Annotated in this window: 19 protein-coding genes; 11 read left to right on the top strand and 8 right to left on the bottom strand. The window is 70.5% G+C overall.

What is annotated here, in order from left to right; genetic code table 11:
* Position 1: 1 nt before the first annotated feature.
* The gene (locus IEX69_RS03695; protein ID WP_085019768.1) at positions 2 to 853 is read right to left on the bottom strand and encodes a DUF72 domain-containing protein; all 852 of its coding nucleotides are present in this window, start codon (positions 851 to 853) and stop codon (positions 2 to 4) included.
* 117 nt (positions 854 to 970) lie between these two features.
* Here IEX69_RS03695 and IEX69_RS03690 point away from each other — a divergent pair, with 117 nt between their 5' ends.
* Positions 971 to 2,491, top strand: coding sequence for a S1C family serine protease (locus tag IEX69_RS03690; protein WP_085019767.1), 1,521 nt, complete (start codon positions 971 to 973; stop codon positions 2,489 to 2,491).
* Between the two features lie 63 nt (positions 2,492 to 2,554).
* Here the strand turns inward: IEX69_RS03690 and IEX69_RS03685 are convergent, their stop codons facing one another.
* The 4 genes from IEX69_RS03685 to aroA all read right to left on the bottom strand — a co-directional run bounded on the left by IEX69_RS03685 (position 2,555) and on the right by aroA (position 6,427).
* The gene (locus IEX69_RS03685) at positions 2,555 to 3,058 is read right to left on the bottom strand and encodes a septum formation family protein (RefSeq protein WP_162818571.1); all 504 of its coding nucleotides are present in this window, start codon (positions 3,056 to 3,058) and stop codon (positions 2,555 to 2,557) included.
* 127 nt (positions 3,059 to 3,185) lie between these two features.
* Positions 3,186 to 3,965: an inositol monophosphatase family protein gene (locus tag IEX69_RS03680; protein ID WP_085021459.1), complete on the bottom strand. Its 780-nt coding sequence runs from the start codon at positions 3,963 to 3,965 to the stop codon at positions 3,186 to 3,188.
* Between the two features lie 51 nt (positions 3,966 to 4,016).
* Complete coding sequence (gene rsgA / locus IEX69_RS03675) at positions 4,017 to 5,072, bottom strand: ribosome small subunit-dependent GTPase A (RefSeq protein WP_085019765.1); 1,056 nt, start codon at positions 5,070 to 5,072, stop codon at positions 4,017 to 4,019.
* Complete coding sequence (gene aroA / locus IEX69_RS03670) at positions 5,069 to 6,427, bottom strand: 3-phosphoshikimate 1-carboxyvinyltransferase (protein ID WP_085019764.1); 1,359 nt, start codon at positions 6,425 to 6,427, stop codon at positions 5,069 to 5,071. The genes rsgA and aroA overlap by 4 nt, the downstream gene beginning before the upstream one ends.
* Before the next feature lie 124 nt (positions 6,428 to 6,551).
* Between aroA and IEX69_RS03665 the strand changes: the two genes are divergently transcribed.
* A complete protein-coding gene (locus IEX69_RS03665) occupies positions 6,552 to 7,190 on the top strand; it encodes a sigma-70 family RNA polymerase sigma factor (protein ID WP_085021458.1) in 639 nt (212 codons plus the stop codon).
* Positions 7,187 to 7,435 carry a zf-HC2 domain-containing protein gene (locus IEX69_RS03660; RefSeq protein ID WP_229756221.1) on the top strand — a complete coding sequence of 83 codons (249 nt, stop codon included), beginning with the start codon at positions 7,187 to 7,189 and terminating at the stop codon, positions 7,433 to 7,435. The genes IEX69_RS03665 and IEX69_RS03660 overlap by 4 nt, the downstream gene beginning before the upstream one ends.
* Before the next feature lie 33 nt (positions 7,436 to 7,468).
* On the opposite strand, the gene IEX69_RS03655 is transcribed toward IEX69_RS03660, so the two are convergent.
* Positions 7,469 to 7,963 carry a septum formation family protein gene (locus IEX69_RS03655; protein ID WP_085019763.1) on the bottom strand — a complete coding sequence of 165 codons (495 nt, stop codon included), beginning with the start codon at positions 7,961 to 7,963 and terminating at the stop codon, positions 7,469 to 7,471.
* Positions 7,964 to 8,049: 86 nt separating this feature from the next.
* Positions 8,050 to 11,835, bottom strand: coding sequence for a multifunctional oxoglutarate decarboxylase/oxoglutarate dehydrogenase thiamine pyrophosphate-binding subunit/dihydrolipoyllysine-residue succinyltransferase subunit (locus IEX69_RS03650; protein WP_085019762.1), 3,786 nt, complete (start codon positions 11,833 to 11,835; stop codon positions 8,050 to 8,052).
* Positions 11,836 to 11,984: 149 nt separating this feature from the next.
* Here IEX69_RS03650 and guaB1 point away from each other — a divergent pair, with 149 nt between their 5' ends.
* The 4 genes from guaB1 (at position 11,985) to IEX69_RS03630 (ending at position 16,733) form a co-directional block, all read left to right on the top strand.
* A complete protein-coding gene (gene guaB1 / locus IEX69_RS03645; protein ID WP_085019761.1) occupies positions 11,985 to 13,424 on the top strand; it encodes a GMP reductase in 1,440 nt (479 codons plus the stop codon).
* Between the two features lie 106 nt (positions 13,425 to 13,530).
* Positions 13,531 to 14,853 (top strand): hemolysin family protein, encoded by a 1,323-nt coding sequence (locus IEX69_RS03640; protein ID WP_085019760.1) that lies wholly within the window; start codon positions 13,531 to 13,533, stop codon positions 14,851 to 14,853.
* The gene (locus tag IEX69_RS03635) at positions 14,846 to 15,883 is read left to right on the top strand and encodes a hemolysin family protein (RefSeq protein ID WP_085019759.1); all 1,038 of its coding nucleotides are present in this window, start codon (positions 14,846 to 14,848) and stop codon (positions 15,881 to 15,883) included. Before IEX69_RS03640 ends, IEX69_RS03635 begins: the two co-directional genes overlap by 8 nt.
* A complete protein-coding gene (locus IEX69_RS03630; RefSeq protein WP_085019758.1) occupies positions 15,864 to 16,733 on the top strand; it encodes an ADP-dependent NAD(P)H-hydrate dehydratase in 870 nt (289 codons plus the stop codon). Before IEX69_RS03635 ends, IEX69_RS03630 begins: the two co-directional genes overlap by 20 nt.
* Here the strand turns inward: IEX69_RS03630 and IEX69_RS03625 are convergent.
* Positions 16,711 to 17,391 carry a YceI family protein gene (locus IEX69_RS03625; protein WP_174604447.1) on the bottom strand — a complete coding sequence of 227 codons (681 nt, stop codon included), beginning with the start codon at positions 17,389 to 17,391 and terminating at the stop codon, positions 16,711 to 16,713. The genes IEX69_RS03630 and IEX69_RS03625 overlap by 23 nt on opposite strands.
* 157 nt (positions 17,392 to 17,548) lie before the next feature.
* Between IEX69_RS03625 and IEX69_RS03620 the strand changes: the two genes are divergently transcribed.
* The 4 genes from IEX69_RS03620 (at position 17,549) to IEX69_RS03605 (ending at position 19,963) form a co-directional block, all read left to right on the top strand.
* The gene (locus IEX69_RS03620; protein ID WP_174604446.1) at positions 17,549 to 18,823 is read left to right on the top strand and encodes a glycosyltransferase 87 family protein; all 1,275 of its coding nucleotides are present in this window, start codon (positions 17,549 to 17,551) and stop codon (positions 18,821 to 18,823) included.
* A 25-nt stretch (positions 18,824 to 18,848) separates the two neighbouring features.
* Positions 18,849 to 19,157: a thiamine-binding protein gene (locus IEX69_RS03615; RefSeq protein ID WP_085021456.1), complete on the top strand. Its 309-nt coding sequence runs from the start codon at positions 18,849 to 18,851 to the stop codon at positions 19,155 to 19,157.
* Positions 19,158 to 19,295: 138 nt separating this feature from the next.
* Positions 19,296 to 19,685 (top strand): DUF2510 domain-containing protein, encoded by a 390-nt coding sequence (locus tag IEX69_RS03610; protein WP_085019755.1) that lies wholly within the window; start codon positions 19,296 to 19,298, stop codon positions 19,683 to 19,685.
* A gap of 107 nt (positions 19,686 to 19,792) precedes the next feature.
* Positions 19,793 to 19,963 (top strand): hypothetical protein, encoded by a 171-nt coding sequence (locus IEX69_RS03605; RefSeq protein ID WP_157127178.1) that lies wholly within the window; start codon positions 19,793 to 19,795, stop codon positions 19,961 to 19,963.
* Positions 19,964 to 20,201 lie beyond the last annotated feature (238 nt).

Genomic DNA, 20,201 nt, shown 5'->3' with positions numbered 1-20,201 from the left:
GTCACACGCCGTTGTCCCGATCACGCCTTCCGAGCTCCAGGCGCTCCGCGAGCGCGAGCGCATTCCAGGGCGCGCGGCCGTCGGAGTCGTTGTCGAAGTACGCGTAGACGTCCCGGCCCTCCGCCAGCCAGCCGCGCATGCGCTCCGCCCAGCCGTCGAGCACGCGATCGGAGTAGTCGCCGCCGTAGAGGCGCTCCGTACCGTGCAGCCGCACGTAGACGACGTCCGTCGTCACCCCCTCGAACATCGGGAAGCGGCCGGCCGAGTCGGCGATCACGAGCCCCGCCCGGTGCTCCTCCAGCAGCGCGCGGAAGCGGTCGTCGTCGAAGCTCTCGTGCCGCGGCTCCAGGACGTGCCGGAGCGGCCGCACGCTCGTGATCTCGAGGTGGCTCCGCCCCTCGACTCTGCCGTCGTGCTTCCGGGCGAGGGTGAGGGCGGAACGGGTCGTGCGGGGGAGCAGTCGCAGGAAGTCGCGGATCCTGTCCTCCTCGAACTCCAGCGACTCGGGCAGCTGCCAGAGGAGTGGACCCAGGCGGGGACCGAGGGCGAGCACGCCCGAGGCGAAGAAGTTCGCGAGAGCGGTCTCGACGCCGCGGAGCCGCAGCATGTGCGTCACGTAGCGGCTGCCCTTGACGGCGAACACGAAGCCCCTGCCCACGGCGTCGTGCCATCGTTCGAACGACGTCGGTCGCTGCAACGAGTAGAACGTGCCGTTCAGCTCGACCGTGTCCATGCGCTCGGCGATGTAGGAGAGCTCCTTCGCCCGCGCCAGCCCCTGCGGATAGAAGTCGCCTCGCCACCGGTCGTACGTCCACCCGGACACCCCGACGTGCGCGCGACCGGGGGACTGCATGCCCTCGACGCTACGCCCGCTCCGGCCGATGCACAGCGAATGCGAAGATCTGATGAATGCTCGGATCTGGTACAGTCACGCTAGATCCGAACATTCCTCATCACGAAAGCAGAACCCATGAGCGTCACCACAGCTCGACGCGCCCTGGCCGCAGCCGCCCTCGGCGTCGTCGTCGTCCCCCTCGCGGCGTGCTCCTTCGGCGGGGGTGGCGCGAAGAGCGGCGCCGCCGACTTCGCGGGCGTGCAGTCGGCCACCATCCAGATCGAGTCGGAGGGCACGTTCGTCGACCCCGAGGACGGCCAGATGGCCGAGGAGACCGGGCGGGGCTCCGGCTTCTTCATCTCCAAGGACGGCCTCGCCCTCACGAACAACCACGTCGTCGCCGGCGCCGGGACGGTGAAGGTCTGGGTCGGTGGAGACGACTCGAAGGAGTACGACGCCAAGCTCCTGGGGTCGTCGGAGTGCCTCGACCTCGCCGTGGTGCAGGTCGACGGCGAGTTCCCGTACCTCGACTGGTACCAGGGCGACATCACGACGGGTCAGGAGGTCTACGCCGCGGGCTTCCCGCTGGGTGATCCGACCTTCACCCTGACCAAGGGGATCGTGTCGAAGGCCGAGACGATCGGGCAGACGAGCTGGGCGTCGATCGACTCGATCATCGAACACGACGCCAAGATCAAGCCCGGCAACTCGGGTGGTCCGCTAGTCACGGCCCAGGGCACCGTCGTCGGCGTCGACTACGCCGGCAACAACGAGCTCGACACCAACTTCGCCATCCACCGCGACGAGGCGCAGAAGGTGCTCGACCAGCTCATCGCCGGCGACGACGTCGAGAGCCTCGGCATCAACGCGCAGGCCCTGCCGCCCGGCGACGACGGCAGCCCGCTGGGTGTGTGGGCGTCCTCGGTCAAGGCCGGTTCACCGGCCGACGAGGCGGGCATCCAGCCGGGCGACCTCATCCTGCGCATGGCCGGGACGACCCTCGCCGCCGACGGCACGCTCGAGGAGTACTGCGACGTGATCTCCACGCAGGGCAGCGACGGCACGATCGACGTCGAGGTCTACCGTCCGAGCGACGACACGTTCTACCGCGGCCAGTTCAACGGCAAGCCGCTCGCGCCGGTGACGGTCCCGGGGCTCGGCGCCTCGGCCGGCGGCTCCTCGGAGGGCATGTCCTTCCGTACCGTGACCGACGACTCCGGGGTGCTGAGCGTCGAGATCCCGTCCACCTGGTCCGACGTCAACGGCGCGCCCTTCACGGCCGACGACGGGCGCCAGTTCCTCTCGCTCGACGCGAGCACCGACCTCGCCGGGCTCGCCTCCTCGTGGGCGTACTCGGGCGTCACGTTCCAGGTCACGTCGCCGTCCGACGGGATCACCGCGCAGTCGGTCTTCGACCTGTTCGCCGGCTACACGGCGCAGTGCACGCTCGACACCGCCGACGAGTACAGCGACGGCGTCTACAGCGGTCAGTACCAGTACTACACGGGATGCGGTGGCTCGAGCGACTACATCATCCTGGCGGCCCAGCCCGACGATGGCAGCTACACGGTCATCCTCACGCTGACCATCGCCGGCGAGGCCGACATCCCCGCCATCGAGCACGTCTTCGGAAGCTTCGCGGCCGACTTCTCCTGACGGGAGACGACAGAGCGGGGTACGACCGACCAGGCCGTACCCCGCTCCGACGTGCGGGAAGGACTACTTCGCGGCGCCCTTCAGCGAGCCGACGGTCTTGCCACTCGGGTCGCCGATCAGGCAGGAGACGAGGCGGTCGTCCGCCTGGGTCCACGACGACTCGGTCGGGGTGAAGGGCACGGAGCCGTACATCGACTGGTCGTAGGGCACACCCACGAAGGCCTCGAAGGCCTCCTGGCAGCCCTGCTCGGCCTGGGTGCTCACGGCGTCGTCACCGGGGTACTCGTCGCCGGTCAGCTCGAAGTCGTGGTAGACCTCGTAGTCGTGCTCGTCGGCGCAGTCGACGATCGGGACCTCGCTCACCTCGGTGCCCGACACGTCGTTCATGCAGTCGCCGACGGCGAGGGTGAACACGTCGGTCTGGGTCTGCTCGATCTCCTCGCCGGTGGTGGAGTCGGTGGCGGGCGGGGTCGCGGGCTGGGACGAGCATCCGGCGAGGGCGAGACCTGCCACCAGTGCTCCGATCGCCATCCATCCGGCTCGCGTGGACATCGACTTCACGGACATGCAGGACTCCTCTGTGATTGCGTGTGTTTCGGTGCGCCGTCCCCCGACGAGGCTGAATGCCCGCTGAGAACACGGCCTGTCACCCATTATGGGGTGGCCGGCCGGGCGCCGCAAAAACAGCGAGTGCTCAGTCGAGTCCGGCGAAGGGCAGCCCGGCGTCCGCGCCGAGGCGTGCGAGCACGGCATCGTGCAGGAGCCCGTTGGTGGCGAGGGCGCTGCCCTGCCAGGGGCCGGGTGCCCCGTCGATCGAGGTGAACCGGCCGCCGGCCTCCTCGACGATCGGCACGAGAGCCGCCATGTCGTACGGCTGCAGATCGAACTCGGCCGCGACCTCGAGCTGACCCTCCGCCACCATCATGTAGGACCACATCTCCCCGTAGGCCCTGGTCCGCCAGACGTGCCTCGACAGCGCGACGAGCGAGGGGAGCCGGTGGTACTCGTCCCACCCCTTGAGGCTGTTGTAGCTGATCGAGGAGTCGGCGAGGTCCCGCACCCCGGAGACGGCGAGGCGGCGGTCGGTCTCGCCGGTCAGGAGGTCGGAGGCGTGGGCACCCTCGCCTCGCGCCGCCCACCAGCGCTTGCCGAGGGCCGGGGCGCTCACGACGCCGACCACCGGGATGTCGTCGACGGCGAGGGCGATGAGCGTCGCCCAGACCGGGACGCCGCGGAGGAAGTTGGCGGTGCCGTCGATCGGGTCGAGGATCCAGCGGCGGGAGCCCGTCCCCTCGGTGCCGTACTCCTCGCCCAGGATGGCGTCGCCGGGACGCTCGGACTCGATCAGGGCCCGCAGAGTCCTCTCCACGGCCTGATCGGCATCCGTCACGGGCGTGCGGTCGGGCTTGGTGGTGACCACGAGGTCGGTGGCGCGGAAGCGGTCGGCGGACACGGCGTCCGCCGCGTCCGCCATCAGGAGGGCGAGCGCGAGGTCGGAGACGAGGGAGTCGGTCACCCCTCCAGGCTACGGGGTGGGTCGGTCCGTCCTCGTCTCGAGCAGCTTCTGCAGCGACTCGATCCGGGCCCGTCCGCTCTCGCCGAGCTCACCGGCCTCGAGGCGGTCGATGATCTCCCAGTCGTGCGCGTCGCTGAGCGGGATGCCGTCCGGCGGCTCGCCAGGGGGGATGACCGCCGAGACCGCGAACGATCGGATGATGTTCTCCGGATCCACGTGCCCGAGTCCGAAGGAGCGCACGCCGGGGGTGTCGACGATCCAGCCCTTCCTGCCGTCTTCGGCGGTGAAGCGCAGGCAGAGGGTGGACGAGGACGTGTGCCGGCCCCTCCCGGTGACGGCGTTCACGTGTCCGATCGCTCGGTCGGCGCCGGGGACGAGGGCGTTGACGAGCGTCGACTTGCCGACGCCCGAGTGCCCCACGGCCACCGTGGTGTGCCCGGCGAGCAGACCGTCGAGGCGCTCGTGGGGGATCGCGTCCTTCGACAGGGTGACGACCGTGAGATCGAGCGCGTCGAACTCCGCGAGGAACTCGGCGGGATCGGCGAGATCGGTCTTGGTGATGCACAGGATGGGGTCGATCCCCGCGTCGAACGCCGCCACGAGGTAGCGGTCGACGAGTCGCGCACGGGGTTCGGGGTTGGTCGCGGCGACGACGATGAGCATCTGATCCGCATTGGCGACGATGACTCGCTCCACCGCGTCCGTGTCGTCCGCACTGCGACGCAGCACGGTCGAGCGCTCCCGCACCCGCACGACCCGAGCCAGGGAGCCCGGCTCGCCGCTGACGTCCCCCACGACGTCGACGAAGTCTCCCGTGACGATGGGCGTGCGCCCGAGCTCGCGGGCCCGGGAGGCGATGATCTCGTGCTCCGAGTCGGTGTCCTCGTCGACCAGCACGCCGAAGCGCCCGCGATCCACGGTCATCACCCGGCCGACGACCGCGTCCTCGTGCTTCGGCCGCGTCTTCGACCGCGGCCTCGTGCCACGGGGGTTGGGGCGGATGCGGACGTCGGACTCGTCGAGCTCCGGCTCGTCGTCGTCCTCGTCGTCCGCCCACCAGCTCACCGCGTCGACCTCACCAGGTCGTGCCACAGCTCGGGGAACTCGGGGAGCGTCTTCGCCGTCGTGCCGATGTCCTCGATGTCGACGTCGGGGATCGCGAGCCCGATGATCGCACCGGCCGTGGCCATCCGGTGGTCGTCGTAGCTGTGCCAGACGCCGCCGTGCATCGGCCGTGGGGTGATCCGGATGCCGTCCGGCAGCTCCTCGGCGCCGCCCCCGAGGGCGGTGATCTCGGCGACGAGCGCGGCGAGCCGGTCGGTCTCGTGGTGCCGGATGTGGCCGATCCCGGTGATCTCGCTCGGGCCGTCGGCGAGCGTCGCGAGAGCGACCAGGGCCGGGGCCAGCTCGCCGCCGGTGCTGAGGTCGACGGTGACCGCGGTGATCGTCCCGCTGCCCCGGACCACGAGGGCCCCGTCGACGCGCTCGACCGTTGCACCGAAGAGCGGCAGGAGGTCGGCGAGGTCATCCCCGACCTGGGTCGTGCTCTCCGGCCAGCCGTCGATGCGGACGGTGCCTCCGGCGACCAGTGCCGCCGCGAGGAACGGCGCCGCGTTGGACAGGTCCGGTTCGATGTCGACCGTGCGGCCCGCGATCGGACCGGGGGAGACGACCCACCGGCCCGGCTCGGGGGTGGACACGTCGACCCCGCGGGCGCGCAGCGCCGCGACCGTCATGTCGATGTGCGGTTGGCTGGGGAGCCGCGCGCCGGAATGCGTCAGCCGCAGCCCGTCGTCGAACCGCGCACCGGCCAGCAGCAGACCGGAGACGAACTGGCTGGATGCCGAGGCGTCGATCTCGAGGTCGCCACCGGCGACCCGGCCGCTGCCGTGGACGGTGAACGGGAGCGCCCCGAGCCCGTCGTCGGCGACGTCGACCCCCAGCGCGCGGAGCGAGGAGATCGTGGTGGACATCGGGCGACGCCGGGCGCCCTCGTCGCCGTCGAACGTCGTGGGGCCGAGCGCCAGCGCTGCGACCGGCGGGGTGAACCGCATGACCGTCCCGGCGAGGCCGCAGTCGATCGTCGTCGAGCCGGCGAGCTCCTCGGCCGGCGTGATCGCGAGGTCTGGTCCGAAGCGGCCGTCGCCGGCGACCCGATCCACGACCGTGCCGAACGACCGGAGCGCCTCGACCATGAGGTCGCTGTCGCGCGAGTGGAGCGGCGCCCGAAGCAGGGACGGCCCGTCGGCGAGTGCCGAGAGCACCAGCTCCCGGTTGGTGATCGACTTCGACCCCGGGAGTCGCAGTCGCGCGTCGAGCGGCCCCTGCGGACTCGGCGCAGGCCAGTTCGCCGCGTCGGCGGCGGGCGTGGAATCGCCGTACGGATCGAAGCGCGGCGTGGAATTTCTGGAGACGGACATCGGTTATCAGAGTAGTCGGCGGTCAACCGACGAGAGGAGATCGCGCGTGAGTGTCACTGCGGCGGCGGTGCTGGAGCGCCCGTCCGAGATCGCGGACCGGGCCCCGGCCGTAGACTGGGCGGCGATGAGCACCCCATCTGAGTCGGTCGACGACGCGACCGAGCGCAGCGACGCATCCCCTCGCGACCCGCGAGAGCTCTTCGAGGAGCAGGCGATCCCCTTCCTCGATCAGCTGTACGGCGCAGCCCTCCGCATGACCCGCAACCCCGCCGACGCCCAGGACCTGGTGCAGGAGACCTACGTCAAGGCGTATGCCGCGTTCGGCCAGTTCGAACAGGGCACGAACCTCAAGGCGTGGCTGTACCGCATCCTCACCAACACGTACATCAACACCTACCGCAAGAAGCAGCGCGATCCCTACCAGGGCTCGACGAGCGAGCTCGAGGACTGGCAGCTGGGCACCGCCGAGTCGGCGACGACGACCACGACGGGTCGGTCGGCCGAGGCGGAGGCCATCGACCACCTCCCCGACAGCGACGTGAAGGCGGCTCTGCAGTCGATCCCCGAGGACTTCCGGCTGGCCGTGTACCTGGCCGACGTCGAGGGCTTCTCGTACCAGGAGATCGCCGACATCATGAAGACCCCCGTCGGCACCGTGATGAGCCGCCTGCACCGTGGCAGGAGGCTGCTCCGCGGTCTGCTCGCAGACTATGCGCGTGAGCGCGGGCTGACGGTCCCGGATGCGAAGAGGAGCGCGAAGTGAGTGACGTGACCGCCGCGGACGACTGCGGCTGCGACAAGGCTCGAGCGGAGCTCGAGGAGTACCTCCGGCATGAGCTGTGCCGCACCGACGTGGAGCAGATCCGTGCCCACCTCGAGACGTGCGACGGATGCTCGTCCGAGCTCCACGTGAGCGTGACGCTCACCGAGACCGTGCGCCGGGCCTGCAAGGAGCAGGCGCCCGAGACGCTGCGCTCCACCCTCATCGCCACGCTCCGCACGCTCTGACCCGTCGCGCGCGGCTGACCGCCTTCGACGGGGTCAGCGGGCGGCGCCCTTGAGGGTGCCCTTGACCTTCCCGGCCGGGTCGGCGATGACACAGCTGACAGCACGGTCATGAGCCCCGGTCCACGACTGAGCGGTGGGCTGATAGGTCCCGTAGGTCAGCGTGGACTCCTCGTAGGGGATGCCGACGAAGCTCTCGAACTGCTCCTCGCATCCCGCAGCGGCGTCATCATCGATGGTCGCGGCCGGGAACGTGTCGTCATCGGGGAGGTCGAACTCGTAGTAGACCTCGGAGTCGTGCTCCTCGGCGCAGTCCACGAGGGGGAGCTCAGAGACCTCGTGCGCGGCCGTCGCGTCGTTCAGGCAGTCGCCGATCTCCAGGGTGAAGACGTCCGTGTCCTGCTGCTCGATCTCGGCCCCGGTCGTCGAGTCGACGGCGGGCGGCGCGGAGGATCCGGAACACGCGACCAGCGTGGACAGGCCGAGGAGGAGCAGCGGCGTGGAGAGCAGGACTCGAGTCGTCGTCTTCATGAAGACGAGGATAGCTCATGTCGAGGGGTCTCTGGCACGTCGAAGGCCGGGCCCCCGCGGGAGCCCGGCCTTCGACGTCTGCAGTCCTACGCCAGGGCGCGCGCGATCAGCTCCGTCTGCTCGGCCGCGTGACGCTTCGCCGAACCCGCCGCCGGCGAGGCGGAGGCCGGCCGGGAGACCACGCTGAGGGCACGGCCGCCGAGGTGCGGGGTGAGGGACGACTGGATGAACGGCCAGGCGCCCTGGTTCTCGGGCTCGTCCTGCACCCAGCGCAGCTGCGCGTTCGGGTACGAGTCGGCCACCGCGCGCAGCTCCTCGAGGGGCAGCGGGTAGAACTGCTCCACGCGGACCAGCGCGACCGTGTCGTCGGGGTTCTTCGACAGCTCCGTGGCGAGGTCGTAGTGGATCTTGCCCGAGTGCAGCAGGACCGTCTTCACGGCCTCGCGATCGGTGATCCGGGCGTCGTCGATCACCGGCTGGAAGCGGCCGCTGGTGAGATCGGAGACCGAGCTCGTGGCCCCTCGGAGTCGCAGCATTGCCTTCGGCGTGAACACCACGAGCGGCTTGCGCGGGCGGGCGTAGGCCTGTCGGCGCAGCAGGTGGAAGTAGGACGCCGGAGTCGACGGGCGTGCGACCACCATGTTGTTCTCGGCGCACAGCTGGAGGTAGCGCTCGATGCGGGCCGACGAGTGGTCAGGCCCCTGCCCCTCGTAGCCGTGCGGCAGCAGGAGCACGAGCGAGGAGCGCTGTCCCCACTTCTGCTCGGCCGAGGAGATGAACTCGTCGATCACCGTCTGCGCCCCGTTGGCGAAGTCGCCGAACTGGGCCTCCCACAGCACCAGCGCGTCCGGGCGCTCGACCGAGTACCCGTACTCGAAGCCCATCGCGGCGTACTCGGAGAGGAGCGAGTCGTAGATCCAGAACTTGGCCTGGTTGTCGCTGAGGTTCGACAGCGGCAGCCACTCCTGTCCGTTCTCACGGTCGTGCAGCACCGCGTGACGCTGCACGAACGTGCCGCGACGCGCATCCTGGCCGGCCAGGCGCACGGGAGTGCCCTCGACGAGCAGGGAGCCGAGCGCCAGGAGCTCGCCGAACGCCCAGTCGATCCCGCCGTTGCGGCTCATGTCGTGGCGCTTCTGCAGCAGCTGCTGCAGCTTCGGATGCACGCTGAAGCCCGCGGGCGGGTTCTGGAACGCGTCGCCCACCAGCTGCACCGTCTGCTCGGACACCCCGGTCTCGAACGCGCCCGACGAGGCGTCGTCGCGCTGCGCCTCGGGTCGCTCGAGGTCGGCCACCGCGTTGGTGTCGCCCGTGATCACCGGGATCGACGAGGTCTGCGCGGCGTGCGTCTCGGCGAAGGCGCGCTCGAGACGGTCCTGGAAGTCGTGCTGAGCGGCCTCGTACTCCTCCTCGGTGATGTCGCCGCGACCGACGAGCGCCTCCGCGTAGAGCTTGCGGACGCTGCGCTTGGCCTCGATGAGGTTGTACATCAGCGGCTGGGTCATCGACGGGTCGTCGCCCTCGTTGTGGCCGCGTCGGCGGTAGCAGATGAGGTCGATGAACACGTCGCGGTGGAACTGCTGGCGGTACTCGAACGCGAGCTTGGCCACGCGGACCACCGACTCGGGGTCGTCCCCGTTCACGTGGAAGATCGGCGCCTGGATCGACTTCGCCACGTCGGTCGAGTAGACGGACGACCGGGACTCCGACGGGGGAGTGGTGAAGCCGACCTGGTTGTTGATGTTGAGGTGGATCGTGCCGCCGGTGCGGTAGCCGCGCAGCTGCGACATCTGCAGGGTCTCGTAGACGATGCCCTGACCGGCGAGCGCGGCGTCGCCGTGCACGAGGATCGGCAGCGTCGTGAAGGTGCCGACCGGCTTGCGGTCCTGCTTGGCGCGGACGATGCCCTCGAGCACTCCGTCGACCGCCTCGAGGTGGGACGGGTTGGCGGCGAGGTAGACCGGGATCTCCTTGCCGTCGATCGAGGTGAAGGTGCCCTCGGTGCCGAGGTGGTACTTCACGTCGCCGGAGCCCTGCACGGTGCGGGGGTCCTGGGTGCCCTCGAACTCGCGGAAGATCTGCCCGTACGTCTTGCCCGCGATGTTCGTGAGCACGTTGAGGCGGCCGCGGTGGGCCATGCCGATCGCGACCTCGTCGAGGCCGGAGTCGGCCGCGCCCTGGATGATCTCGTCGAGCGCCGCGATGACCGACTCGCCGCCCTCCAGGCTGAAGCGCTTCTGCCCGACGTACTTGGTCTGCAGGAAGGTCTCGAAGGCCTCGGCTTCGTTGAGCTTCTCGAGGATCCGCATCTGCTCGTCGTGGCCGGGCTTCGCGTAGGGCCGCTCGACCTTGTCCTGCAGCCACTTGCGCTGCACCGGGTCCTGGATGTGCATGTACTCGATGCCGATCTTGCGGCAGTACGAGTCGCGGAGCACGCCGAGGATGTCGCGGAGGTAGGCCTGCCGGGTGAGGCCGAACTCGCCCGTGACGAACTCGCGGTCGAGGTCCCAGAACGTGAGGCCGTGCGTGGCGATGTCGAGGTCGGGGTGCGAGCGCTGCCGGTACTCCAGCGGGTCGATGTCGGCCATCAGGTGGCCGCGCACCCGGAACGCGTTGATGAGCTCCTGCACGCGAGCGGTCTTGTCGATCGCGCTGGCCTCGTCGACGTTGATGTCGGCGGCCCAGCGGATCGGCTCGTAGGGGATGCGGAGCTCGGCGAAGATGCTGTCGTAGAAGCCGCGCTCCCCGAGGAGCAGCTCGTGCACCTTCTTCAGGAACTCACCCGATCCGGCGCCCTGGATGACTCGGTGGTCGTAGGTGCTCGTGAGGGTGATGACCTTGCCGATGCCGAGGTCGGCGAGGGTCTTCGGCGACGCGCCCTGGAACTCGGCCGGGTACTCGAGGGCGCCGGCGCCGATGATGCAGCCCTGGCCCTTCATGAGCCGGGGCACCGAGTGCACGGTGCCGATCCCGCCCGGGTTGGTGAGCGAGATCGTCGCGCCCTGGAAGTCTGCCGCGGTGAGCTTGTTCGCGCGGGCGCGCTTCACGAGGTCCTCGTAGGCGGAGAGGAACTCGTTGAACCCCATGGTGTCGGCCCGCTTGACGCTGGGCACGAGGAGCGCGCGCGATCCGTCGGGCTTCGGCACGTCGATCGCGATGCCGAGCCCGATGTGGGCGGGCGCCACCACGGAGGGCTTGCCGTCGACCTCGTCGTAGTAGACGTTCTGGCTGGGGAAGTCCTTCAGGGCCTGGACCAGGGCCCAGCCGATGAGGTGCGTGAACGAGACCTTGCCGCCGCGCGCACGGCGCAGGTGGTTGTTGATGACGATGCGGTTGTCGATCATCAGCTTGGCCGGGATCGAGCGCACGCTCGTGGCCGTGGGGACCGAGAGGCTCGCGTCCATGTTCGTGGCCAGCGACTTCGCCATGCCGCGCAGCGGGCTCACGACGTCCTTCTCGGCGTCCTCGGCGACGTCGCGAGCGGTCTGGTCGGGGTCGGACCGTCGCGTGCTGGGCGCCTCCGCCGGGATGGGCTGCGGCTTGGCCTCGATGCTCGTGGTCTTCGCGACCGGCTGGGTCGCGGCGGGGCGGGCCTGGTCGGCCGGCGCCTCGGCGGCGGCGACCTGGGCGGACTCCGTCTGCGGGACGGGCGGCGTCGTGACCGGGTCAGCGCCGCCCTGGTCGGCCGGCGCGGCGGCGCGCTTGGCCTCCACGTGGGCGTGGTAGCTCTCGAGCACCGGCCACCACGACTGGTCGACCGACTGCTTGTCGGTCAGGTACTGCTCGTACAGCTCCTCGACGAGCCACTCGTTGGCGCCGAACTCGGCTGCCGTTCCCTCTTCTGCGCCCACACTCGTCAACTGGCCTGCCACAACCGTTTCGCCCACTCTCCGTCGCCTCTTCGATGGCACGTGCCGGGTCTGCTGCGCTGCACTCTTCCACGCCGTGACACGTGCTCTCCAAGCCTAGACCTCCCGAGTGGGCCGCAGGCGCGAGGCCGGCCTGGACTACCGTTGTTCCCATGGAGTTCTACGGTTCCACGGCCACGCACGACCTGACCTACTCCGACGTGTTCCTCATCCCGTCGAGGTCGGGCGTGTCGAGCCGTCTCGACGTGTCGCTCGCTCCGGAGGACGGCACCGGGATGACCATCCCCATCGTCTCGGCCAACATGAACTCCGTCACCGGCCCGCGCCTGGCGGCCTCGCTCGCCCGTCGCGGCGGACTCGGCGTCCTGCCGCAGGACATGCCCCTCCAGGACCTCGACGCCGCCATCCGCTGGGTGAAGTCGCGGCCGGTGGTCTACGACACGCCCTTCGAGTTCCGCGCCGACGACACGGTCGAGAACGCCAGGATGCTGCTGCCCCCGGTCCCCGGTCAGGGGCTCGTGATCCACGACGCCGCCGGGGACTACGTGGGCTGCCTGACGGCGATGCGTCTGGCGAGCGCTCCCGCCGACGCACGGCTGGGTGATCTCGTGCACGGTGCCTCCCCCGCCCTCGACGCGGAGGACGTCGACTCCCCGCGTGCCGCCTTCGACGCGATGGCGGCGGCGGACCTCGATTTCGTGCCGGTGCTCCAGCACGGCGCGGTCATCGGCACGCTGAGCCGGACGAGCGCCCTGCGCGCGACGATCTACGGCCCGGCGGTCGACGCCGACGGCAGGCTGCGGGTCGCCGCGGCCGTGGGGATCAACGGCGACGTGGTCGCCAAGGCGCGGGCCCTGGTTGCCGCGGGCGTCGACGTGCTCGTGCTCGACACCGCTCACGGCCACCAGGAGGGGATGCTGCGCGCGCTCCGCGCGGTGTCCGACGCGAAGCTCGGCGTGCCGATCGCCGCGGGGAACGTGGTCACGGCCGCCGCGGTGGTCGATCTAGTGCGCGCCGGCGCCGACATCGTCAAGGTGGGTGTGGGGCCGGGCGCGATGTGCACCACCCGGATGATGACCGCGGTCGGGCGTCCTCAGTTCTCCGCGGTGCTCGAGACGGCGGCCGCGGCGCGCGAGCTCGGCGCCCACGTCTGGGCCGACGGCGGGGTGCGCTATCCGCGCGACGTCGCCCTGGCGCTGGCCGCCGGCGCGTCCTCGGTGATGATCGGATCCTGGTTCGCGGGCACGATCGAGGCTCCGGGGCTGCTGAGCGCCGACGAGGCGGGACGCGTCTACAAGGAGAGCTGGGGGATGGCCTCGACCAAGGCCGTGCAGGAGCGGTTCGGCCGTCTCGACGCGTACGAGCTCGCCCGCAAGACCCTGTTCGCGGAGGGGATCTCCTCCAGCCGCATCTACCTCGACCCGCTCCGTCCGTCGCTCGACGACCTCCTCGACATGATCACGTCGGGTGTGCGCAGCTCCTTCACCTATGCGGGCGCGTCGACGCCGGCCGAGTTCCACGCCCACGCCCTGGTCGGCATCCAGTCCGCGGCCGGGTACGAGGAGGGCAAGGCGCTGCCCGTCTCCTGGTGACGGGCCCCCCGCACCGGTAGGATGGGCCGGACAATGGACGACCCTCCTTCTGCGCATACCCTGTCCGTCCCCGCCGGAGGGTGCCGCGGTGCTCTTTGAGTGGATCATGGTCGGCGTCGGAGTGCTGCTCACCGTCGGCACCGGCTTCTTCGTCGCGTCGGAGTTCTCGCTCGTCAACCTCGACCGCTCCGAGCTCGAGGCCCGCACCGAGCGGGGCGAACGCGGACTCGCGCCGACCATCACCGCCCTCCGTCACACCTCGACGCACCTGTCCAGCGCTCAGCTGGGCATCACCCTCACCACTCTCCTCACCGGGTTCACGATGGAACCGGCGATCAGCGCCCTGCTGACCGGGCCGATGACGGCGGTCGGCATCCCCGAGGTCGTCGTCCCGGTGCTCGCCACCGTGATCGGCATCGTCATCGCCACGCTGCTGTCGATGATCGTGGGGGAGCTCGTCCCGAAGAACTTCGCCCTCGCCCTGCCGCTCCCCACGGCACGCATCGTCGTGCCCTTCCAACTCGCGTTCACCATGGTGTTCCGCCCTGCCGTGGCGCTGCTCAACAACAGCGCGAACGTGCTCCTGCGGGCCATGGGCATCGAGCCGAAGGAGGAGCTGTCGGGAGCGCGCACCGCCGACGAGCTGTCCTCGCTGGTCAGGCGCTCGGCGATGCAGGGCACCCTCGAGGAGGACACCGCCACCCTCCTCGACCGCACGCTGCAGTTCTCCTCCCACACGGCGGCCGACGCGATGACCGCCCGGCCCGCCGTGGTGAGCGTCCGGCGCTCCGACCCGTCGGTCGCGGTGCTCGACCTCGCGGCGGCCACCGGGCACAGCCGGTTCCCCGTGATCGACGACAACATCGACGACATCGTGGGAGTCGTCCACGTCAAGCAGGCGGTCGCCATCCCGCGTGACCGTCGCCGCGACGTCCCCGTCTCGGCGATCGCCACCGACATCGTGCGGGTGCCGGAGACGATGATGCTCGACTCCCTCCTCGGCGAGGTGCGCGGCCGCGGGTACCAGATGGCCGTGGTCGTCGACGAGTACGGCGGCACGGCCGGCGTGGTCACCCTCGAGGACGTGGTCGAGGAGCTGGTGGGCGAGCTCGTCGACGAGCACGACCGCCGGTTCGCCGCGATCGTCACGAGCCGCGGCGCCACGACCTTCCCCGGGATCCTCCGCCCCGACGAGCTCGCCGATCAGGCGGGCATCCACGTCCCCGACGACGGGCCCTACGAGACCGTGGGCGGGTTCGTGATGGCGCGCCTGGGCAGGCTGCCGGAGGTCGGTGACCGGGTCGGCATCGACGACGGCGCGCTCGTGGTCGAGCGCCTCGACGGCAGGCGGATCGACCGCATCCGCTTCCTGCCCGCCCATCCCGAGGGCGCCGCCCCGGCCTCGACCGAGGAGGTGCGCGATGTCTGATTGGCTCGGGATCCTCTGGCTCGTCCTGCTCCTGGCCGGCAACGCGTTCTTCGTGGCCGCGGAGTTCGCGGTGATCTCGGCGCGTCGTTCGCAGATCGAGCCGCTCGCCGAGGCCGGCTCGGCTCGCGCGCGCACCGCGCTCTGGGCGATGGAGCACGCGACGCTGATGCTCGCGACGTGCCAGCTCGGCATCACGGTCTGCTCGCTGCTCATCCTCAACGTCTCGGAGCCGGCGATCCACCACCTCCTGGAGGTTCCGCTCCACCTGACCGGGCTGCCGGAGGAGGTGATCGGCACGATCGCGTTCGTCATCACGCTTGTGCTGGTGTCCTTCCTCCACGTCGTGCTCGGCGAGATGGTGCCGAAGAACCTGTCGTTCACGGTGCCCGATCGGGCGGTGCTGCTCCTCGCGACCCCGCTCGTGGCCATCGGCCGCGTGGTCCGGCCGATCACGGTGGCTCTGAACGCCACGGCGAACGCGGCGCTGCGGCTGTTCCGCGTCGAGCCCAAGAGCGAGGCGGCGAGCGCGTTCACCCTCGACGAGGTGGAGACGATCGTCGAGCAGTCGACGAGAGAGGGCATGCTCTCCGACACCGCGGGCACTCTCTCCGCCGCCTTCGAGTTCACGACGAAGAAGGTCAAGGAGGTCGCCGTGCCGCTGTCGGAGCTGGTGAGCCTGCCGCCCACCGCCACGCCGACCGACGTCGAGCGCGCCGTGGCGAAGTACGGCTTCTCCCGGTACGTCGTACTCGACGCGTCGGGCGAGCCCGCCGGGTACGTGCACCTGAAGGACGTGATCGACCTCGACGACGACGAGTTCGACCTGCCGATCCCGGCCAAGCGGATCCGTCGGATCCCCGGCGTCTACGAGGGCACCGACCTCGAGGACGCCCTGGCGGCGATGCGCCGCACGGGGAGCCACCTGTCGCGGTCGTTCACGCAGGAGGGAGCGACGACGGGCGTGCTGTTCCTGGAGGACATCATCGAGGAGCTGGTGGGAGAGGTGCAGGATGCCACGTCACGACGATGACCCGGCCGAGGGCTGGACGGAGCTGACCGAGCTCGACGCCGCACGGTGCGTGGCCGTTCCGGGGCCCGACGACGACAAGTACTCGCGCGGTGTCCTCGGGATGCTGACGGGGTCGCCCCAGTACCCGGGCGCGGCGGTCCTGGGGGTCGAGGCCGCGACGCGCACCGGGGTGGGGATGGTGCGGTACCTGGCGGAGGACCGACCCACCGACTTCGTGCTGCGTGCCCGGCCGGAGGTCGTGACGTCCGACGGGCGCGTGCAGGCCTGGCTCGCCGGCTCCGGGACCGACCCGGGCTCACGGTCGGCGGAGGCCTCCGCACGGCTCGGCGAGGCCGTCGCGAGCGGGCTCACGCTGGTCCTCGACGCGGGGGCGCTCGATCGCGTCGACGACGTCCGGGGGCCCTGCGTCCTCACCCCTCACGCGGGAGAGCTGCAGCGCCTAATCGAGGCCCACGGCGAGACGGTGGATCGCGCGACGATCTCGGCCGACCCGCGGCGGTGGGCGCTGACGGCCGCGCGCCTGACCGGATGCACGGTGCTGCTCAAGGGCTTCGTCACCCACATCTGCTCGGCCGAGGGCGAGCGTCTGACCGTGACCTCGACGACCTCGTGGACGGCGACGGCGGGCGCCGGCGACGTGCTCGCGGGCGCCATCGGCGCGCTCCTGGCGACGAACGCCCAGCGCATCGCCGACGACCCCGGCTCCCTCGTCCCGCTGGCGGCGACCGGAGCGCTCCTGCACGCCCGCGCCGCGGCGCGCGCCTCCGGCGGCGGCCCGATCGTGGCGCTCGACATCGCCGAGGCGCTGCCCGCCGTGGTCGCGGAGCTCAGTTCGCGTCGGCCAGGGTGAGGGTCATGTCGAAGTACGCCGAGGCGCCGTTGGCGGCCGGGACGCCGTAGTCCGACAGCTCCATCGGGATCGACGCGACCAGGCTGCCGCTCGAGCCGTCGATCGTGACCTCCGCGACCGCGGAGACCGGGATCGCCTTGCCCGACACGGTGAGGGTGCCGACGAGCGGGGTCGTGTAGGTCCCGTCGCCGGCACCGACGCTGGCGGGCGCGGTGAGCACGAACGTGGCCATCGGATTGCCGGAGGCCGCGGCGGCCAGCGCGCTCATCAGCCCGTCGTCGGCGCGCGCGGACTCGATCGGGGTCGAGGCCAGGTCGACGACGAACTCCGCCTGCGAGAGCACCCCGTCGGCCAGGGTGAGGGACCCGGCGATGTCGGTGGCGGCGCTCGAGATGACATCGTCGTCGTCGCTGTCGACGACCCGGAACCGCACGCTGGAGCCGCTTCCCAGGGTCCACACCGGCGCATCCGCGGCGACGGGGGCCACGTCGTCGTCGCTCTGGTCGGTGCCGACCACCGTGGGGACCACGCCCTGGACGGACGCGGGCGAGCTCGACGCGAGCGAGCTGGAGAGGATGGGGGCCGCGACGACCACGACGACGCCGACGGCGAACACGCCCGTCAGCGCGACGACGGTCATTCTGGTCGTGTTTCTCAACAGCACTTCTCTCGGATCGGTCCGGGGGAAGTCAACCAAGCCCACGTGAGCGAGGGCTGGGAGCGGACGGAGCATCGGCAGGGAAGGCGCGGTCCCGCCTGGCTCCGGCGCCCGGCGGTGCAGGGTGCTCGATCGGCCGCCCCCTAGGATGTTCGTCGTGCTCTCCGTGATCCGTCGACTCGGCGCGAACCCCATCCTGCTCTGGGCGGTGTTCCTCGGCGTGCACGTCTGGCTGGGCTGGGACGGCCTCACGCATCCGAGCATGCCGTTCGGCGACGTGACGAACGTCTACCGCGGCTGGGTCGAGCAGTGGCTCTCCGGCGACCGGCTCGGCATCGACGGTCCGTGGGTGTACCCGCTGCTGGCCATCGTGCCCATGCTCGCGTCGCTCGTGCTCGGGGTCGACGACTACGGCATCGGCTGGATGATCGTGGTCACGCTGGCCGACGCGGTGGTCTTCGCCTACCTCGTGGGTCGCATCCGGCCCGGTGGCGCGGGCCGCGTGGCGCGCCTCGCCGCGGCCTGGTGGTGGCTGGTCTTCCTGCTGCTCCTCGGGCCCGTCGCCGTGGGGCGCATCGACATCTTCACGGTCGACCTCGTGATCGGAGGACTGCTCGTCGTGGCGAGCCGTCCGGCGCTGGCGGGCGTCCTGCTCGCGCTCGCCACCTGGGTGAAGGTGTGGCCCGCGGCCGTGCTGGTGGGCGTGGTCATCGCGGTGCGGCGGCGGATGCGGGTCCTGGTCGCCGCCGGCATCACCCTGGTGGCCGTGCTGGCGGTGGCCCTCCTGCTCGGCTCGGGCATGAACGCGTTCAGCTTCGTGACGGAGCAGACCGGGCGGGGGCTGCAGATCGAGGCGCCGTTCGCGTCGGTCTGGCTCTGGCTGGCCTACGCGGGCCAGGGACAGGTGTACTACTCGACCGAGATCCTCACGTTCCAGGTCACCGGTCCGGGCTCCGATCTCATCGCGGCGCTCACCACGCCGCTCCTCGTCGTGGCGACCGCGGTCGTCCTCGTGCTCGCCGTGGTCGTCGTGCGCCGCGGCGGATCGCCGACGGCCGTGCTCCCGCCCCTCGTCCTGGCGATCATCACGGCGCTCATGGTGTTCAACAAGGTGGGGTCGCCGCAGTTCGTGGTGTGGCTCTCCGCCCCCGTCATCCTGGGTCTCGTCACCCTCGGACGTCGCTTCCTGGTGCCGGCGCTGCTGATCCTGGTGCAGGCGCTGCTGACGCAGGTCATCTATCCCATCGGGTACGACGAGATCCTCGGCCTCGACCCGGTGATGCTCACGGTGCTGACGGTGCGCAACCTCCTCACGGTCGTCCTCTTCGGGTACGCGCTGGTGCTGCTGTGGCAGAGTAGGAGAGCGCGCGGCGATCGTCATTCCGGCGGTGTCGACCACGTGGTCGGCGAGACGAGCCGACCGGTCGCCTGATCCCGCCTCGCGCGGGAGGTCCACCGTGCTCGTCGCCTTCTCCGTCGCTCCGAGCGGCACCGGACGCGCCGACGGCAGCGTCCACGACGCCGTCGCCGCCGCCGTCAAGGTGGTCCGCGAGTCGGGCCTGCCGAACCAGACCGACTCGATGTTCACCACCATCGAGGGCGAGTGGGACGAGGTCTTCGACGTCGTCCGCCGCGCCACCGAGGCCGTGCTGCCGTTCGGCTCGCGTGTGTCGCTCGTCCTGAAGGCCGACATCCGCCCCGGCCACACGGGCGAGCTCACCGGCAAGCTCGACCGCCTCGAAGCCGCCCTCGACGACCTCGGCTGACCTTCTGCCGAAGTCGTGGGACGGGTGTCGCTCGGTCACGGCGCGGCTCGAGAGGCGCGGACAGCCCGCCGGCATACGCGAACGTCCGGTCGGTGAGGGGCGTTGCTATGCTCTGGTCACTGATCCTGAGGGGGAACGATGGCGGGGACGCCTGCGGGCTACTACGACGACGGCACGGGAACGGTCCGCTGGTACGACGGGCAGAAGTGGACCGAGCAGGTGCAGGCGCCGCCGCCCGCGCGGCCCGGTCTCGGCGGGTTCGTGGACCGAGCCCAAGCGGAGGCGGTGTCGCAGGCTCAGCCGCGTCCTGCTCAGAACGGGTACAGCTACGTCGTGCTGCAGGTCGTGTTGAAGGAGAAGTTCTTCGGCACCGGTTCCGGCAACCTCACTGACCTGGAGAACGTGATAAACAAGCAGACCGCGCAAGGCTACCGGCTGCACACGATCACGACCGCGTCATCCGGGTCCAAGGGCATGGGCGGCGGCGACCGGATCCAAGCGACGATGGTGTTCGAGAAGCTGTCCTGACGTCGGCGATGGGCGGGTGGCCCGACGACGGTCACGTCGCTCCCGTGTTCACACAGACGTAACGTCGGAGGGCTCCCTCGCCCGCGGCGACCGGAGCAAGATTGAGCATGGGCCACCAGCCAGGCGATCGGGTGCACGTCGACGGGCAGATCGGGACCCTGGTGCATGCCTTCGAACCGGGCCTCCTCGCGCACCCCCACCGGCTCTGGCTGTTCGCCCCCGATGATGCCGACCCCACCGATCCACCCGACCTGATCAGTGAGAACCAGCTCGGCTGATCGGTAGATCGTGGGGAGTGTGAGTCCCATCCGATTCCCGCTACTCTCCGTGGAACGACCCTCAGTTCGCCGCGCGGGCTACCCGACGGCGTGGCACAACGCGTACCATCCCGTCGGCGAAGCGACTGAAGCGGATCGCGCGAGGCACGCTGGTGAGTGGGGGGGGCGACAGCGACGACTGAAGCGTCGTGCCGCGGCCATGGGACCGATCTCGACTGGCATACCCTGCGGCAGCTGC

It is taken from the genome of Cnuibacter physcomitrellae, from assembly GCF_014640535.1.
Lineage (GTDB): Bacteria > Actinomycetota > Actinomycetes > Actinomycetales > Microbacteriaceae > Cnuibacter > Cnuibacter physcomitrellae.
This window is presented reverse-complemented; position numbering and strand designations above follow the sequence as displayed.

What these genes read in the sequence shown, in the direction of transcription:
- IEX69_RS03680 (WP_085021459.1), bottom strand. Translation starts at nt 3,965, where the DNA reads ATGGCGGACGCGGCGGACGCCGTGTCCGCCGACCGCTTCCGCGCCACC.
- IEX69_RS03630 (WP_085019758.1), top strand. Translation starts at nt 15,864, where the DNA reads ATGCCACGTCACGACGATGACCCGGCCGAGGGCTGGACGGAGCTGACC.
- IEX69_RS03640 (WP_085019760.1), top strand. Translation starts at nt 13,531, where the DNA reads ATGGTCGGCGTCGGAGTGCTGCTCACCGTCGGCACCGGCTTCTTCGTC.
- aroA (WP_085019764.1), bottom strand. Translation starts at nt 6,427, where the DNA reads ATGTCCGTCTCCAGAAATTCCACGCCGCGCTTCGATCCGTACGGCGAT.
- IEX69_RS03605 (WP_157127178.1), top strand. Translation starts at nt 19,793, where the DNA reads ATGGGCCACCAGCCAGGCGATCGGGTGCACGTCGACGGGCAGATCGGG.
- IEX69_RS03695 (WP_085019768.1), bottom strand. Translation starts at nt 853, where the DNA reads ATGCAGTCCCCCGGTCGCGCGCACGTCGGGGTGTCCGGGTGGACGTAC.
- IEX69_RS03655 (WP_085019763.1), bottom strand. Translation starts at nt 7,963, where the DNA reads ATGAAGACGACGACTCGAGTCCTGCTCTCCACGCCGCTGCTCCTCCTC.
- IEX69_RS03690 (WP_085019767.1), top strand. Translation starts at nt 971, where the DNA reads ATGAGCGTCACCACAGCTCGACGCGCCCTGGCCGCAGCCGCCCTCGGC.
- IEX69_RS03610 (WP_085019755.1), top strand. Translation starts at nt 19,296, where the DNA reads ATGGCGGGGACGCCTGCGGGCTACTACGACGACGGCACGGGAACGGTC.
- IEX69_RS03685 (WP_162818571.1), bottom strand. Translation starts at nt 3,058, where the DNA reads ATGTCCGTGAAGTCGATGTCCACGCGAGCCGGATGGATGGCGATCGGA.
- IEX69_RS03635 (WP_085019759.1), top strand. Translation starts at nt 14,846, where the DNA reads ATGTCTGATTGGCTCGGGATCCTCTGGCTCGTCCTGCTCCTGGCCGGC.
- IEX69_RS03665 (WP_085021458.1), top strand. Translation starts at nt 6,552, where the DNA reads ATGAGCACCCCATCTGAGTCGGTCGACGACGCGACCGAGCGCAGCGAC.
- guaB1 (WP_085019761.1), top strand. Translation starts at nt 11,985, where the DNA reads ATGGAGTTCTACGGTTCCACGGCCACGCACGACCTGACCTACTCCGAC.